We start from the raw sequence: 14,536 nt of genomic DNA, 5'->3' as shown, positions 1-14,536 counted from the left end.
CGTTGCACCTCCTCCGCAAGCGGGAGAGGGAGCAGATCTCAGAAGCGTAGCCCGGATGAAGCGAAGCGCAATCCGGGGCTGCTCTAGTCGCGGACGGTCTGGTCCCGGATTTCGCTGCGCTTCATCCGGGCTACGGCCATTCGAACCTCAGCCGCGGCCAGGTCTCAACTCCGCACCAGCAGCGTGTTGCTCCGCGTCCGGCCGTGCTCGACGTAACCGCGCGCATGCATGTCCGCAATGCAGTCGTCGGTCCATTCGTCCTTCGACAGATGCTCGATCACCACCGCGCGCGGCCACAGTGCCTGGGGCGCGTCGCGGAAGAAGCCGATCAGCACGCGGTCCTCGAAACCCTCGACGTCGATCTTGAGCGCATCGACCTTGCTCGCGCCGGCCTCGTCGAGGATGTGTTGCAGCCGCAGCGACGGCACTTTGAACGCCTTGCCCGTCGGCGTGCCGGTGACGATGTGGCTGGCGCCGAGATTGTCGCCGTCGGTCTCGATCATCAGTTCGCCATCGGTCGGGCCGGCGGCCGCCGCAACCAGGCGCACCTGCGGAAAGCCGGAGGCCTGGGTGTTGAACTTGAGCCGCGCATGCGTCACCGGATGCGGCTCGATCGCGATCACCTTGCCACCGAGCCCGACGTCGCGCGCCAGCGCCAGCGCATAGGTGCCGACATTGGCGCCGAGATCGACGAAGGTGCCATCCGCGCCGACATGCGCCCGCAGGAAGGTGAGTTCTTCAAGGTTGTAATCGGGATTGAACAGCGCGCCGCGCTCGGTCGCGCTTTGCTGATGATAGAAGCGGAATGATGCGCCCTGATAGGTCACGTCCAGCGGCCCAGCGCCGAACAGATTGACCAGTTTCGACAGCCAGGGCCGGAACGCGCCGCGCTTCAATCCTGAGCCATGCGCCAGGCGGATGATGGCGGCCTGCGCCGCATTGGGCGCGAAGGCGCCGAACGGCGCCGGCGATATGTCGTTGCTCGGGATCACGCATGGCCTCGTCGAAAGCGCGGCATGCATAGCCGGTTTTGCCGGCAGCGCCAACGCCCGTTACGCCGCCTTGCCCGCTGCCTGCCGTTACCGCAGGAAGCGGCCGAGCAGCCTTCGCTTGCCCTTGCGCGGGATCAGATCGACGTCGCTGACCAGTTTGGCGCCGCCCTTGCGGCGCTCCAGCACGATCTTGCGGCTATGGAACGCTTCGAGCTCGACGCGGTGGGCGACGCTGACGATAGTCGCCTTCGGCAGTTCCGTCGTCACCGTCTCCATCATCTTGTCCTGGCTCTTCTCGTCGAGCGCGGACGTCGCCTCGTCGAGCACGACGATGTCGGGGGCATGCAGCAGCAGTCGGGCAAAGGCGAGCCGCTGCTTCTCACCGCCGGACAGGGTCTGGTCCCACGGCGCGTCCTCCTCGATCTTGTCCTTGAGATGGTCGAGGCCGACCTTGTGCAGGGCACGGCTGATCTCATCGATGGTCCAGTCTTCCGCCGCGCCGGGATAGGCCACCGCGCGCCGCAGCGTGCCCGAGGGCACGTAGGGCTTTTGCGGCAGCATGAACAATCGGCGGTCCGCGTGCAGGCCGACACTGCCGCCGCCCCACGGCCACAGCCCGGCGATGGCGCGCACCAGCGTGCTCTTGCCGGTGCCGGATTCGCCGGCGACCAATAGCCGCTCCCCCGGTTCGATCACCACTTCGGTCTCGCCGACCACGGCGGTGCCGTCGTCCAGTGTGACGGAGAGATCGTTGAGGCTCAGCATGGCCTCGCCCGCGGTCTCGCCGCGCTCGATGCGGCCGAAGCCGTCGCCGGTCTCGGCGCGTTCGAGCCCGTCAAGCGACGTCATCAGCGAGGCGATGCGCCGGGCGCAGGCGTTCCAGTCGGCGAGCCGCGGATAGTTGTCGACCAGCCAGCCGAACGCGGTCTGCACGATGGTGAAGGCCGAGGCCGCCTGCATCACCTGGCCGAGCGACATGCTGCCGTCGAGGAATTTTGGCGCGCACAGCAGCAAGGGTACCACCGGCGCAATGAGGTTAGATCCCTGCGACACCAGCGTCGTGCGCATGTGCTGCCCAGCGAGCCGCGCCCATTGCCGCAACACATTCGAGAACGTCTTGTCGATGCCGTCGCGCTCCTCGGTTTCGCCGCCGAGCAGCGCGATGCTTTCGCCATTCTCCCGCACGCGGGTCAGTATGTAGCGGAATTCCGCTTCCGCCTGGTTCTTGTCCTCGGAGATCTGCACGAAGCTGCGGCCGATCGCCGTGATCGAGCCCGACGCGATCGCAGCATAGATGATCGCGGCAATGACCAGGAAGCCCGGGATGCTGATCGACGAGCCGCCGAGCGTCACCGTCAGCGCGCCGCCGATGGTCCAGAGCACGACGATGAAGGTAACGGCCGAGAGCAGCGCCGACGTCACGCCGGCGATGAAGTCGACCGGAGAATCGGTCGCGATCCGCAGATCCTCCGCGATCCGGTACTCCGGATTCTTGTGATCGCCGTCGACGAGGTTGAGCTGGTAGTAGCGGCCGTTCGTCAGCCAGCGCGACACGACGGCGTTGGTCAGCCAGGCGCGCCAGCGCCGCTGGATACCCATGCGGCCGAACACCTGGGCGACCCCCAGCAGCACGCTGCCGATCGCCAGCGGAAAGAAGATGGCCGTCAGGTGGAAGACACTGGCCGCGTCGCGCTTTTCGATCGCATCGAAGATCGCGCGATTCCAGACATTGATGCCGTACTGAACGGCGACATTGGCGACGATCAGCAGCAGCAGGCCGATCGTGAACAGCCACGCCAGCCGGTCGCCGCTCCGGCCCCAATAGCCGCGCGCGCTGATCCAGAACCGAGTCAGCAAATAGTCCTTGCGCGCCTGTTCGGCTTCTTCGGCGGACAATTCGGGATCGGGTTCGACGATTTCCGGCGGCGGCGGTTCGACATCCTCGCCGCCTTCGGCAATCACCTCGACGAATTCCGACTTCTCATCCCCTTCGCTTGCCGCGGGATCCTTGCGCTCTTGACCGGCCGCCTTTGCGCTCGCTTTCCGAGACGATGAAGTCCTGGCCGACGACGGCCCGTCCGACGATTTGGATTTTGCCTCAGCTTTGCCCATGGCACGATAACGCCAGGCAAATTACCCGGTTCCGCACTGGGACCGGCGGTCAGTCGCGCGGATTGCAACGACTTCAGGGGCTGAGGCCCGCGCATGCGGGCGATCCAGTACGCCGCGACCTCTTGATTCAAGCACAGCCGTCTCTGGGACACTGGATCACCCGCGGTTGATGACAGCGATATTCGATATCTTGAAACGAGACCTATCCTCATCGTCGTCCTGGCTTTCGCCAGGACGACAACGTGCTTGAGATGTGCCGCGCAACTACCTCACTCCGCCGGCGCCTGATCGCGCTTCAGCCGGCGCGAGCGCGTTGCTTTGTGCAGCACGCGCGCGAGCTGCTCGGCCGAATAGGGCTTCTGCAGCAGCTCGAAGCCGCCGCTGCCCTGCTGCGACAGCACCTGGCTGTAGCCGGAGGCGAGCACGATCGGCAGATCGAGGCGCTGCCGGCGGATCTCTTCCGCAAGCTCGATGCCGCTCATGCCGGGCATCACGACGTCGGTGAACACCAGGTCGAACCGGTCGGCGTCGACGGCGAGCTCCTCCAGCGCGTGGGTGGCGTTGTCCACCAGCACGCAGGTGCAGCCGAGCTGGGTCAGCGTGTCGGCGGCAAACTTTCCGACCTCGGCATTGTCCTCGACGATCAGGACCGATGCGTTGGTCCGATCGACCGAGGGCGCGTCCTCGGTGCGCTGCGCTCGCGCGCCATGCCCGCCGACGACGCGCGGCAGATACAGCGTGAATGTCGCACCCTTGCCGACTTCGCTGGTGACGGTCACCTCGCCGCCGGACTGCTTGGCGAAGCCGAACACCTGCGACAGGCCAAGGCCGGTGCCGTGACCGACCTCCTTGGTGGTGTAAAACGGCTCGAAGATGCGGCCGAACAGCTCCTGTGGAATTCCGACGCCGGTGTCGGTCACCGACACCGCGACGTGGCCGGGCGAGTTCGGCGGCGTGCTGGTCGCGGACGGCAGTCTGTCCACGGCGCGGACCGCGATCGTGAGCCGGCCGACGCCGTCCATGGCGTCGCGCGCGTTCACCGCCATGTTGATGATGGCGGTCTCGAACTGGCCGGCATCGGCGTTGACGAGACAGGTCTCGTCCGGCACCTGCGCTGTGATCTCGATGCGCGCGCCGATCAGGGTTGCGATCATCTCGCTCAGGGTGCGGACATTCTGGCAGGCGTCGAACACCTCGGGCTTGAGGGTTTGCCGCCGCGCGAATGCAAGCAGCTGGTTGGTCAGCTTGGCGGCACGGTTCACGGTGTTGGAGATCGCATCGATGTAGCGCTGCCGCCGCGGCTCCGGCAGGTCCGGCCGCCGCAACATGTCGACCGACGCGCGGATCACGGTGAGCAGGTTGTTGAAGTCGTGCGCGACGCCGCCGGTGAGCTGCCCGAGTGCCTCGAGCCGCTGGCCGTGCCGCAATGCCTCCTCGGCCTCGATGCGCCGGTTGGCCTCCTCCTGCAGGCGCTGGGTTCGTCGGAAGGCGAGTGCGAGCAGGCCGAACAGCAGGGCGGTGGCCGGGATCCCGAAGATCAGGTGCTGGGCCATGGTCGACATCCAGCGCGACTGGATCGCCGAGGTTTCAAGGCCGGCACTGACATAGACCGGGTATTCCGCCAGCCGCTGATAGCGCATGCGCCGCTCGATGCCGTCGGCTGGGGATTGGATCGTCATCGTCCCGGCCTCGGGATTGGCGACGATCTGCCGCCCGAGCGGGCCGCTCGGCTCGAACCGGACATCGTGGCCAACGGCAGGGAAATGCGCCAGCACGGCGCCGTCGGTCCGGATCAGCGCCAGGAAGCTGCCCGGCTCGCGGCCGATCCTGGCGTAGAAATTCTCGAAATATTCCGGAAGCACGGAGGCCTGGATCACGCCGGCAAAGCTGCCGTCGTCGCCGTTGCGGCGCCGGCCGACGCTGAAGAACCGCGAGCCCTGATAGGGCGGCCGCGGCGTCAGCACCTCGCCGATATAGGTGCCGATGTCGCCCTGGGCATGGATCCGGAAGTAATCCCGGTCCGAGAAGTCGACGTCGGGGGCCGGCTGCACCAGGCTGTTGACGAGGGCACGGCCGTTGGCATCGAACACCCAGACCGATTTCACCTGGGGAAGCGCCATGGCGACCTGCCGCAGCCGCTCGTGCAGGCTCTTCTCGCGCGCGCCGATATCGGCATCGCCCATGCCGCGGACGACCTCGGTGACCTCGGCTAGGCCCCGATCGATGGTCTCGAACACCTTCAGCGCATGCTCATGGGCGACATCGAGCGTGCGCTGGATCTCCCGGTCGGCGGCCTCGCTGATCGAGATCCAGGACATTGCGGAGGCAAAAACGAACAGCGCCAGCGGAAGGGCCAGCGCGGCGGCCATCATCCATTGCAGCAGTCTCAGCGAATTGCGTTGTGCGGTCTGCACGGGCGCTCCGGCTCCGCGCGGACCATAACGCAAACCGTTGCGCGGGAGGAAGCGAAACGGCGCCGCCGGGCGCGGCGCGGACGCCCGTTCGCCATTCCGCGACCCGTCAAGGTTACCGGAGGCCAACCCGGATCGATCAATTCGCAGCCGGCTCGCGTCCGGGGCAGCACGGGGCGGCTGCGGCGCGGCGGCATCACGACCTCGTTAGCGCCTCGCCGGCAGTCAAGCGGAAAATCGGCCTGGATGGCGCTTCCGGGCGCTGTTTTTAGGAGTTCTAAAACCTCTCATGGGCAAACGCTTGACCCTGTGACTACCTGCTGAAAAACAGGCCGCATGACAGGCGATCCAAACAGCTCCCGGGATGATTTGCAGGACGTCCGGCTCGGACATGCGGATCGCGGTTTTGTCGGAAAGATCATCAGGCTCGATGCGCTCGTGACGGGCTCATCGCTGTCTCCGCAGGAGCTGGAGCAGCGCCTGGTCGAGATGGGATTTGTCGAGGGCGCGCGCGTGGAAATCCTGCATGAAGGCACGATCCGAAAGGACCCGATCGCGGTGCGCGTCGACAACATCACGATCGCGCTGCGCCGGAGCGAAGCCATGGCTGTGATCGTCGAATGACCGCTGCATCCCTGCGCCTGGCGCTGGTCGGCGCGCCGAACACCGGCAAGACGTCGCTGTTCAACAGCCTGACCGGCAGCCGTCAGAAGGTCGCCAACTATCCGGGCGTCACGGTCGAGCGCAAGTCCGGCGGCTTCGTCACGCCCGAGGGCCGCAGCGTGACCGTGCTCGACCTGCCCGGCACCTATTCGTTGCGCGGCCGCAGCCCGGACGAGGAGATCACCCGCGACATCGTGCTGGGCCGCTTCGACGGCGAGGCGGTGCCCGACCTCGTGCTCTGCGTCGCGGACGCCACCAATCTGCGGCTGACCCTGCGGCTGGTGCTCGAGCTGAAGCGCGTCGGCCGGCCGATGATGCTCGTGCTCAACATGATCGATATCGCCAAGCGCCGCGGCGTCACGATCGACATCGACCGGATGTCGCAGGAGCTGGGACTGCCGATCGTGACCTCGGTCGCGGTCCGCAAGGGCGGCATCGATGAGCTCCTGAAGCGGACCGACGAATTCCTCTCCAAGTCGCATGAGGCGGCGGCCAGCGAATGGACGACGCCGACGATCGCCGACCTCAAGGTGGCGCAGCGCGAGGCGGACCGCATCATCGCGGCGGCGGTGACGCTGCCGACCAAGCCCGACACGCTGACCAACCGGATCGATTCCGTGGTGCTGCATCCGGTCTGGGGTCTCGTGATCCTGGCCGTGATCCTGTTCGTGATGTTCCAGGCGGTGTTCACCTGGGCGCAGCCCGCGATGGAGTTCCTGTCGGACAGCTTCGCCGCGCTCGGGCAGCTGATCCACAATTTGCTGCCCGAAAGCTGGAGCCTGTTGCAGAGCTTCCTGCAGAACGGCGTGATCTCCGGCGTCGGCAGCGTGATCGTGTTCCTGCCGCAGATCATCATCATCTTCCTGTTCATCCTGCTGTTGGAAGATTTCGGCTACATGGCGCGCGCCGCGTTCCTGATGGACCGCATCATGGGCGGCGCCGGGCTGCATGGCCGCGCCTTCATTCCGCTGTTGTCGAGCTTTGCCTGCGCCATTCCCGGCATCATGGCGACGCGCGTCATCGACAACCGCCGCGACCGCCTGACCACGATCCTGATCGCGCCGCTGATGACGTGCTCGGCGCGCATTCCGGTCTACACGCTGATTATCTCCGCTTTCGTTCCAGCGACCACGCTGTGGGGTTTCGTCAATCTGCAGGGACTCGTGATGTTCGGCCTCTACGCCGCCGGCATCACCAGCGCGCTGACGGTGTCGGCGATCGCGAAATTCTTCTTGTGGCGCGATCACGCGCCGGCACCGTTCATGCTGGAATTGCCCGACTACAAGATGCCGCGGCCGAAGAGCATCGCGATCGGCGTGTTCACCCGCGCCAAGATGTTCCTGTACCGGGCCGGCACCACGATCCTCTCGATGATGGTGCTGATCTGGTTCCTGGCCTCGTTCCCGCAGGCGCCGGCCGGCGCCGAGGGGCCGGCGATCAACTACAGCTTTGCCGCGATGATCGGCCATGCGCTCGAGCCGCTGCTGCGGCCGATCGGCTTCAACTGGCAGATCGCGGTGGCGCTGATCCCCGGCATGGCGGCGCGCGAGGTCGCGGTCGCGGCGCTCGGCACGGTCTATTCGATCGAGGGCGGCAAGGAGGCGGCGGACCAGATCGGCCAGGTGCTGGCGCAGAAATGGACGCTGGCGACCGCGCTCTCGCTGCTGGTCTGGTACATCTTCGCCCCGCAATGCGCCTCGACGCTCGCGGTGATCCGCCGCGAGACCGGCGGCGCGAAGTGGATGGTGGTGACGTTCATCTACATGCTCGCGCTGGCCTATGTCGCGAGCTTCCTGACCTTCAATCTCGCGCAGGCGCTCGGCCTGCATTGATCGGCAACGCGGTTTCATCATCTCTATTCGAAACTGCGACAGGTGCACGCAGCCAAGCGAAGCGGTAGAGTTGGTCGAGGGCGCGTGAAGCGGCAGGCGCCTCCGCGTGTTCCCTGCGAGACCCTGCAATGTCGACGTACGGCCTGGAGCGGCTATTTTCGCCTCGAAGCATCGCAATCGTCGGCGGCAGCCCGCGTCCGTCGTCGCTCGGCGCGGCGGTGCTCAGGAACATCAGAGCGAGCGGCTTCACCGGCCGCGTCGGCGTCGTCAATCGGAACTATTCTGACGTCGATGGTACCCCGACCGTCCCCGACCTGAAATCGCTGCCATTCGTTCCGGATCTCGTCGTCATCAGCGCACCGGCGGCGGCGGTTCCCGAAATCGTCGCGGAGGCGGCTTCGGCCGGCGTTGCCGGTGCGGCAATCCTGTCGGCCGGTCTTGGCCATGGCGCGGGCTCGCTCGCGGAGACTGCGGGGCAGATGGCGCGACGGCATGGCATGCGCCTGATCGGGCCGAATTGCCTCGGCGTCATGGTGCCGCGCGCCAAGCTCAATGCGAGCTTCGCCTCGCATCAGCCGTCCGACGGGCACGTTGCTCTGATCTCGCAGTCCGGCGCGGTCGCGTCGGCGATGATCGAATGGGCGGCGGAGCGGCGGCTCGGCTTCTCCGGCATCGCGTCGATCGGCGACCAGCTCGATGTCGACGTCGCCGACCTCCTGGATTATTTCGCGCTCGACGACCACACCAGCGCGATCCTGATCTATCTCGAAGCCGTCAAGGACGCGCGCAAGTTCATGTCGGCGGCGCGCGCCGCGGCGCGGCTGAAGCCGGTCGTCATCGTCAAGTCGGGACGGATGGAGCAGGGCGCCAAGGCCGCCGCGACCCACACCGGCGCGCTGGCCGGCTCCGATGCGGTCTACGACGCCGCATTCCGTCGCGCCGGCATGCTGCGCGTCTACGACCTGCGTCAGCTGTTCGATTGCGCCGAACTGCTTGGCCGCGGCTTCGTTCCGCGCGGCAACCGACTGGCGATCCTGACCAATGGCGGCGGGCTCGGCATCCTCGCGACCGACCGGCTGGCCGAGCTCGGCGGCGTTCCTGCGACACTGACGGCGGAGACCATCGAACGGCTCGACAAGGTGCTGCCGCCGGGCTGGTCCTATGCCAATCCGGTCGACATCGCGGGCGATGCCGATGCCGATCGCTACGTGGTGGCGCTCAGCGCACTGCTCGATGATGCGAACAGCGATGCGGTGCTGGTCGCGAATGTGGAAACCGCGGTTGCGCCGGCCCAAGGAATTGCAGAGGCGGTGGCGCAATGCGTCCGCGACCGCAGGACGAAGCGGAGTGCGGTCGCCGCACTGGTGCTCGCGGCCTGGGTCGGCGCCGACGAGCGCACCGGCGCGATCTTCGAGGCGGCACGGATTCCGCACTTCCCGACCGAGGACGATGCGGTGCGCGCCTTCATGTATCTGGTGCGCTATCGCGAGGCCTCGACCGCGCTCGCCGCAACCCCGCCTGGCGTCGCATCGGTGTTCACGCCGGAGACGGCGGCGGCGCGCCACGTCGTCGTGAACGCGCTGTCGGAAGGGCGCGCCTGGCTCGATCCGGCCGAGATCGTCGCTCTGTTCGCGGCCTATCGTATTCCGATCGCGACGACGCTCGTCGCCAACAGTGCCGAGGACGCTGCCGAGAAGGCGGCGCCGTTCCTTGCCGAGGGACATGCGATCGTGGTCAGGGTGTTCTCGCGCGACATCCGGCACGCCTCCGACGTCGGCGGCGTGATCCTCGACCTGCGCACCAAGGACAGCGTCGTTGAAGCTGCGCGGACGGTCATGGCGCGGGCACGAAGTGCGCGGCCCGACGCCACCCTGCAGGGTGTGACGATCCAGCCGATGATCGTGCGGCGCGCGGCGCGCGAACTGATCCTCGGCATCGCCGACGATCCGACTTTCGGTCCGGTGATCGTGTTCGGGCGTGGCGGCCCCGCGGTCGAGGTGATCAACGACAAGGCGCTGGCGCTGCCGCCGCTCGACATGAATCTCGCCCGCGAGTTGATCGGACGCACCCGCGTCTCGCGGCTGCTCGGCGGCTATGGCGATGTGCCGGCGGTCCCGGCCGATGTGGTGCCGCTCACCCTCGTCAAGCTGGCGCAGATGGCGGCCGACATTTCCGAGGTCGCCGAGCTCGACATCAACCCGATGCTGGCGGACGAGAGCGGCGTGCTCGCGCTCGATGCGCGGGTCGCGATCCGCAAGCCGGCGCGGCTGTTTGCCGGCCAAACGCGGCTCGCGGTGCGGCCCTATCCGTCGCAATGGGAAGGTGAGCTTGCGCTGCGCGACGGCTCGCGTGTCACGGTACGCCCGATGCGGCCGGAAGACGAGCCGATGGTCAGCGAGTTCTTCAAGCGCGTCACCGCCGAAGACCTCAGGCTGCGCTTCTTCCATGCGATGAAGGAATTCTCGCACGCCTTCATCGCGCGCCTGACCCAGCTCGACTATGCGCGGGCGATGGCGTTTGTGGCGCTCGATCCGAACACCGGCGAGATGATGGGTGCGGTCCGGCTGCATTCGGACTCGCTGTACGAGAATGCCGAATACGCGATCCTGCTGCAGTCCGATCTCAAGGGCAAAGGGCTCGGCTGGGCGCTGATGCAGCTCCTGATCCACTATGCGCGGTCGGAGGGATTGAAGCGTCTGTCCGGCCAGGTGCTGACCGAGAACACCACGATGATCGGGATGTGCCGCGATCTCGGCTTCACCGTGACGATGGATCCGGACGATCACAGCATCGTCGATGTCGTACTCGACCTCGATCGATCCGGCGTCGATGCGGTCGGCGCCGATATCCTGATCCGGCCCGCTGCGGCTGGCCGCCGATAACAGCGCCAGCCGCGGCTGCAACGGATCAGATTTGGCGTTCGACCAGCTTGAACTTGAGCTCGGCGATCGCTTCGGAGGGGTTGAGGCCCTTCGGACACGCCTTGGCGCAGTTCATGATGGTGTGGCAGCGATAGAGGCGGAACGGATCCTCGAGATTGTCGAGCCGCTCGCCGGTCGCTTCGTCGCGGGAGTCGGTGACCCAGCGGTTTGCCTGCAGCAGCGCGGCGGGGCCGAGGAAGCGCTCGCTGTTCCACCAGTAGCTCGGGCATGAGGTCGAGCAGCAGGCGCACAGGATGCACTCGTAGAGGCCGTCGAGCTTCTCGCGGTCCTCGTGGCTCTGCCTCCACTCCTTCTGCGGCGTCGGCGTCGTGGTCTTCAACCACGGCTCGATCGAGGCATATTGGGCGTAGAAATTGGTCAGGTCCGGGACCAGGTCCTTCACCACCGGCTGGTGCGGCAGCGGATTGACCTTCACCGCACCGCCCGCGCCGACGTCGTGCATCGACTTGGTGCAGGCCAGCGTGTTCTGGCCGTCGATGTTCATCGCGCAGGAGCCGCAGACGCCTTCGCGGCAGGAGCGGCGGAAGGTCAGCGTCGGGTCGATGTGGTTCTTGATCCAGATCAGGCCGTCCAGCACCATCGGACCGCAATCATTGGTGTCGACATGATAGGTGTCGACGCTCGGATTCTTGCCGTCGTCCGGGTTCCAGCGATACACCCGAAATTCGCGCGTCTCGGTGGCGCCGGCCGGCTTCGGCCAGGTCTTGCCGCCGGAAATCTTCGAATTCTTCGGAAGTGCGAATTCAACCATGCTTGCTCGCCTTCGTTCTCAGTAGACCCGCGCCTTCGGCGGGATGTACTGCACGTCATTGGTCATCGTGTAGCTGTGCACCGGACGGTACTCGATCGCGGTCTTGCCGGCCGGATCGATCCAGGTCAGCGTGTGCTTCATCCAGTCCTTGTCGTTGCGGTCCGGGAAGTCCTCGCGCGCATGCGCGCCGCGGCTTTCGGTGCGGTTGGCCGCCGAATCCATCGTCACGACCGCCTGCACGATCAGATTGTCGAATTCCAGCGTCTCGACCAGGTCGGAATTCCACACCAGCGAGCGGTCCGACACCGAGATGTCGCCGACGCCGCCATAGACCTTGTGGATCAGGTTCTGGCCTTCCTGCAGCACGTCGCCGGTGCGGAACACCGCGCAATTGTTCTGCATCACATGCTGCATGCTGTCGCGCAGCTTCGCGGTCGGCGTGCCGCCGGAGGCATGGCGGAAATGATCGAGCCGGCCGAGCGCGAGGTCGGCGGAATCCTTCGGCAGCTCCGGCTGCTTGGCGTTCGCGGTCAGCTTGTCGGCAAGGCGCATCGCCGCGGCGCGGCCGAACACCACGAGGTCGATCAGCGAGTTGGAGCCGAGGCGGTTGGCGCCGTGCACCGAGACGCAGGCCGCTTCGCCGATCGCCATCAGGCCCGGCACCACCGAATTGTCGTCGCCATTGCGCTTGGTCAGCACCTCGGCGTGATAATTCGTGGCGATGCCGCCCATGTTGTAGTGCACGGTCGGCACGATCGGGATCGGCTCGCGGGTGACGTCGACATTGGCGAAGATCTTGGCCGATTCGGAGATGCCCGGCAGCCGCTCATGCAGCACCTTCGGATCGAGGTGGTCGAGGTGCAGGAAGATGTGGTCCTTCTTCTTGCCGACGCCGCGGCCTTCGCGGATCTCGATCGTCATCGCGCGCGAGACGACGTCGCGCGAAGCGAGGTCCTTGGCCGACGGCGCATAGCGCTCCATAAAGCGCTCGCCCTCGGAGTTGACGAGATAGCCGCCTTCGCCGCGGGCGCCTTCGGTGACGAGGCAGCCCGAGCCGTAGATGCCGGTCGGATGGAATTGGACGAATTCCAGGTCCTGCAGCGGCAGGCCGGCGCGCAGCACCATGCCGCCGCCGTCGCCGGTGCAGGTGTGCGCCGATGTGCAGGAGGCGTAGGCGCGACCATAGCCGCCGGTCGCCAGGATCGTGGTCTGGGCGCGGAAGCGATGCAGCGTGCCGTCATCGAGCTTGAGCGCGATGACGCCGCGGCAGACGCCCTGATCGTCCATGATCAGGTCAATGGCGAAGAACTCGATGAAGAACTCGGCCGAGTGGCGCAGCGACTGGCCGTACATCGTGTGCAGCATGGCGTGGCCGGTGCGGTCGGCGGCGGCGCAGGTGCGCTGTGCCTGGCTCTTGCCGAAGTCGATGGTCATGCCGCCGAACGGGCGCTGATAGATCTTGCCGTCCTCGGTGCGCGAGAACGGAACGCCCCAGTGCTCGAGCTCGTAGACCGCGTCGGGCGCGTTGCGCACCATGTATTCGATCGCGTCCTGGTCGCCGAGCCAGTCCGACCCCTTCACGGTGTCGTACATGTGCCAGCGCCAGTCGTCCTGATGCATGTTGCCGAGCGAGGCCGAGATGCCGCCCTGCGCCGCCACCGTGTGCGAGCGGGTCGGGAACACCTTGGTGATGCATGCGGTGCGCAGCCCGGCTTCCGAACAGCCGACCACTGCGCGCAGGCCCGCGCCGCCGGCGCCGACCACGACGACGTCGTAGGTGTGGTCCTGGATCGGGTAGGCCTTGCCGTTCGTGGCCGGGCCACCGTTGGTGGCCTTGCCGTTTCCTTCACCGGCCATGGATCAAACTCCCGACGACAATTTGAGGATTGCGTAGATCGAGGCCAATGCGACCGCGACGCAGAAGAAGTTGTTCGCCATCACGCTGGCGATCTTCAGCTTCTCGTTATGGATGTAGTCCTCGATCACGACCTGCATGCCGATCTTCATGTGCCAGGTGCTGGCGACGATGAAGAGCAGCAGGATCATGGCGATCGGGATCGAGCCGAGGATCTGCGCCGCGCCGGCATGGTTGCGGCCGATCAGCGTGATCACCACGACGATCACGGGAACGATCAGCAGCGTCATCGCAACCGCGGTGAGGCGCTGGCGCCAGAAATCGCCCGTGCCGGTGTGCGCGGAGCCGAGGCCGCGGACGCGCTCCAGCGGCGTGCGCATCGAGGAGGGGCCGCTCATCGTCCACCTCCCACGGCGTAGGCAATGATCCAGACCAAAACGGTCAACGCGATGCCGGCGACCAGCGCGCCCCAGGTCAGGGCTTCGCGCTCATTGGCCTTGAAGCCGTAGCCGAGGTCCCAGACGAAATGCCGGATGCCGCTGCAGAGATGGTGCATCAGCGCCCATGTGTAGCCGAACACGATCAGCTTGCCGATCGCGCTGCCGGTGAAGGCCTGGACGTTGGCGTAAGCCGAGGGGCCGGAAGCGGCGGCGATCAGCCACCAGGCCAGCAGCAGCGTGCCGAAATAGAGGGCCAGACCCGTGGCGCGGTGGACGATGGACAGCGCCATCGTCAGCGTCCACCGGTAGGTCTGCAAATGGGGTGAAAGCGGTCGTTCGATCCTGGCGGTCATCGGCGGGCTTTATGTTGTGAGGGACCGCGGCCGGCCCATCGGGGAACGCGGTAGAGGAGTTCTATTTACGGAGTCGGATCACCCCGCGCAACGGCCAAATAGCCTTCGGTCGAACCGAAGTTCATTGTTAGAGTTGCCGAATTCTGGTTGATCCGCAGTGTGGTATACCAGATGCAAGGTTGAGC

The 14,536-nt window shown here is 66.3% G+C and carries 10 protein-coding genes; 3 read left to right on the top strand and 7 right to left on the bottom strand.

Going from position 1 to position 14,536, the window contains the following annotated elements; translation table 11 throughout:
• Window positions 1–164: 164 nt before the first annotated feature.
• The 3 genes from ACZBJS_RS16220 to ACZBJS_RS16210 form a co-directional block, all read right to left on the bottom strand.
• Window positions 165–1,022 (bottom strand): FkbM family methyltransferase, encoded by an 858-nt coding sequence (locus ACZBJS_RS16220; RefSeq protein WP_316395373.1) that lies wholly within the window; start codon window positions 1,020–1,022, stop codon window positions 165–167.
• A 57-nt stretch (window positions 1,023–1,079) separates the two neighbouring features.
• Complete coding sequence (locus ACZBJS_RS16215; RefSeq protein WP_253588484.1) at window positions 1,080–3,104, bottom strand: ABC transporter ATP-binding protein/permease; 2,025 nt, start codon at window positions 3,102–3,104, stop codon at window positions 1,080–1,082.
• Window positions 3,105–3,373: 269 nt separating this feature from the next.
• Window positions 3,374–5,518 carry a hybrid sensor histidine kinase/response regulator gene (locus tag ACZBJS_RS16210; protein ID WP_316395372.1) on the bottom strand — a complete coding sequence of 715 codons (2,145 nt, stop codon included), beginning with the start codon at window positions 5,516–5,518 and terminating at the stop codon, window positions 3,374–3,376.
• Window positions 5,519–5,851: 333 nt separating this feature from the next.
• Here ACZBJS_RS16210 and ACZBJS_RS16205 point away from each other — a divergent pair, with 333 nt between their 5' ends.
• The 3 genes from ACZBJS_RS16205 (at window position 5,852) to ACZBJS_RS16195 (ending at window position 10,892) form a co-directional block, all read left to right on the top strand.
• A complete protein-coding gene (locus ACZBJS_RS16205) occupies window positions 5,852–6,139 on the top strand; it encodes a FeoA family protein (RefSeq protein WP_057018132.1) in 288 nt (95 codons plus the stop codon).
• The gene (gene feoB / locus ACZBJS_RS16200; RefSeq protein WP_316395371.1) at window positions 6,136–8,010 is read left to right on the top strand and encodes a ferrous iron transporter B; all 1,875 of its coding nucleotides are present in this window, start codon (window positions 6,136–6,138) and stop codon (window positions 8,008–8,010) included. Before ACZBJS_RS16205 ends, feoB begins: the two co-directional genes overlap by 4 nt.
• A 128-nt stretch (window positions 8,011–8,138) precedes the next feature.
• Window positions 8,139–10,892 carry a bifunctional acetate--CoA ligase family protein/GNAT family N-acetyltransferase gene (locus ACZBJS_RS16195; RefSeq protein WP_316395370.1) on the top strand — a complete coding sequence of 918 codons (2,754 nt, stop codon included), beginning with the start codon at window positions 8,139–8,141 and terminating at the stop codon, window positions 10,890–10,892.
• Between the two features lie 25 nt (window positions 10,893–10,917).
• On the opposite strand, the gene ACZBJS_RS16190 is transcribed toward ACZBJS_RS16195, so the two are convergent.
• Genes ACZBJS_RS16190 through sdhC form a run of 4 tightly spaced genes read right to left on the bottom strand, consistent with a single transcriptional unit; the run spans window position 10,918 to window position 14,351 of the window.
• Window positions 10,918–11,703, bottom strand: coding sequence for a succinate dehydrogenase iron-sulfur subunit (locus tag ACZBJS_RS16190; RefSeq protein WP_028337893.1), 786 nt, complete (start codon window positions 11,701–11,703; stop codon window positions 10,918–10,920).
• 18 nt (window positions 11,704–11,721) lie between these two features.
• The gene (sdhA, locus tag ACZBJS_RS16185) at window positions 11,722–13,560 is read right to left on the bottom strand and encodes a succinate dehydrogenase flavoprotein subunit (RefSeq protein ID WP_316395369.1); all 1,839 of its coding nucleotides are present in this window, start codon (window positions 13,558–13,560) and stop codon (window positions 11,722–11,724) included.
• A gap of 3 nt (window positions 13,561–13,563) precedes the next feature.
• On the bottom strand, window positions 13,564–13,938 hold the full coding sequence (gene sdhD, locus ACZBJS_RS16180) for a succinate dehydrogenase, hydrophobic membrane anchor protein (protein ID WP_316395425.1): 375 nt from the start codon (window positions 13,936–13,938) through the stop codon (window positions 13,564–13,566).
• Window positions 13,939–13,952: 14 nt separating this feature from the next.
• On the bottom strand, window positions 13,953–14,351 hold the full coding sequence (gene sdhC / locus ACZBJS_RS16175; protein ID WP_028337891.1) for a succinate dehydrogenase, cytochrome b556 subunit: 399 nt from the start codon (window positions 14,349–14,351) through the stop codon (window positions 13,953–13,955).
• Between the last annotated feature and the right edge of the window lie 185 nt (window positions 14,352–14,536).

This window comes from Bradyrhizobium sp. KZN70725 (assembly GCF_055264925.1).
This window is presented reverse-complemented; position numbering and strand designations above follow the sequence as displayed.

Coding starts and splice junctions, on each gene's coding strand:
- ACZBJS_RS16205 (WP_057018132.1), top strand. CDS start 5,852: ATGACAGGCGATCCAAACAGCTCCCGGGATGATTTGCAGGACGTCCGG.
- sdhC (WP_028337891.1), bottom strand. CDS start 14,351: ATGACCGCCAGGATCGAACGACCGCTTTCACCCCATTTGCAGACCTAC.
- ACZBJS_RS16220 (WP_316395373.1), bottom strand. CDS start 1,022: ATGCATGCCGCGCTTTCGACGAGGCCATGCGTGATCCCGAGCAACGAC.
- sdhD (WP_316395425.1), bottom strand. CDS start 13,938: ATGCGCACGCCGCTGGAGCGCGTCCGCGGCCTCGGCTCCGCGCACACC.
- feoB (WP_316395371.1), top strand. CDS start 6,136: ATGACCGCTGCATCCCTGCGCCTGGCGCTGGTCGGCGCGCCGAACACC.
- sdhA (WP_316395369.1), bottom strand. CDS start 13,560: ATGGCCGGTGAAGGAAACGGCAAGGCCACCAACGGTGGCCCGGCCACG.
- ACZBJS_RS16195 (WP_316395370.1), top strand. CDS start 8,139: ATGTCGACGTACGGCCTGGAGCGGCTATTTTCGCCTCGAAGCATCGCA.
- ACZBJS_RS16190 (WP_028337893.1), bottom strand. CDS start 11,703: ATGGTTGAATTCGCACTTCCGAAGAATTCGAAGATTTCCGGCGGCAAG.
- ACZBJS_RS16215 (WP_253588484.1), bottom strand. CDS start 3,104: ATGGGCAAAGCTGAGGCAAAATCCAAATCGTCGGACGGGCCGTCGTCG.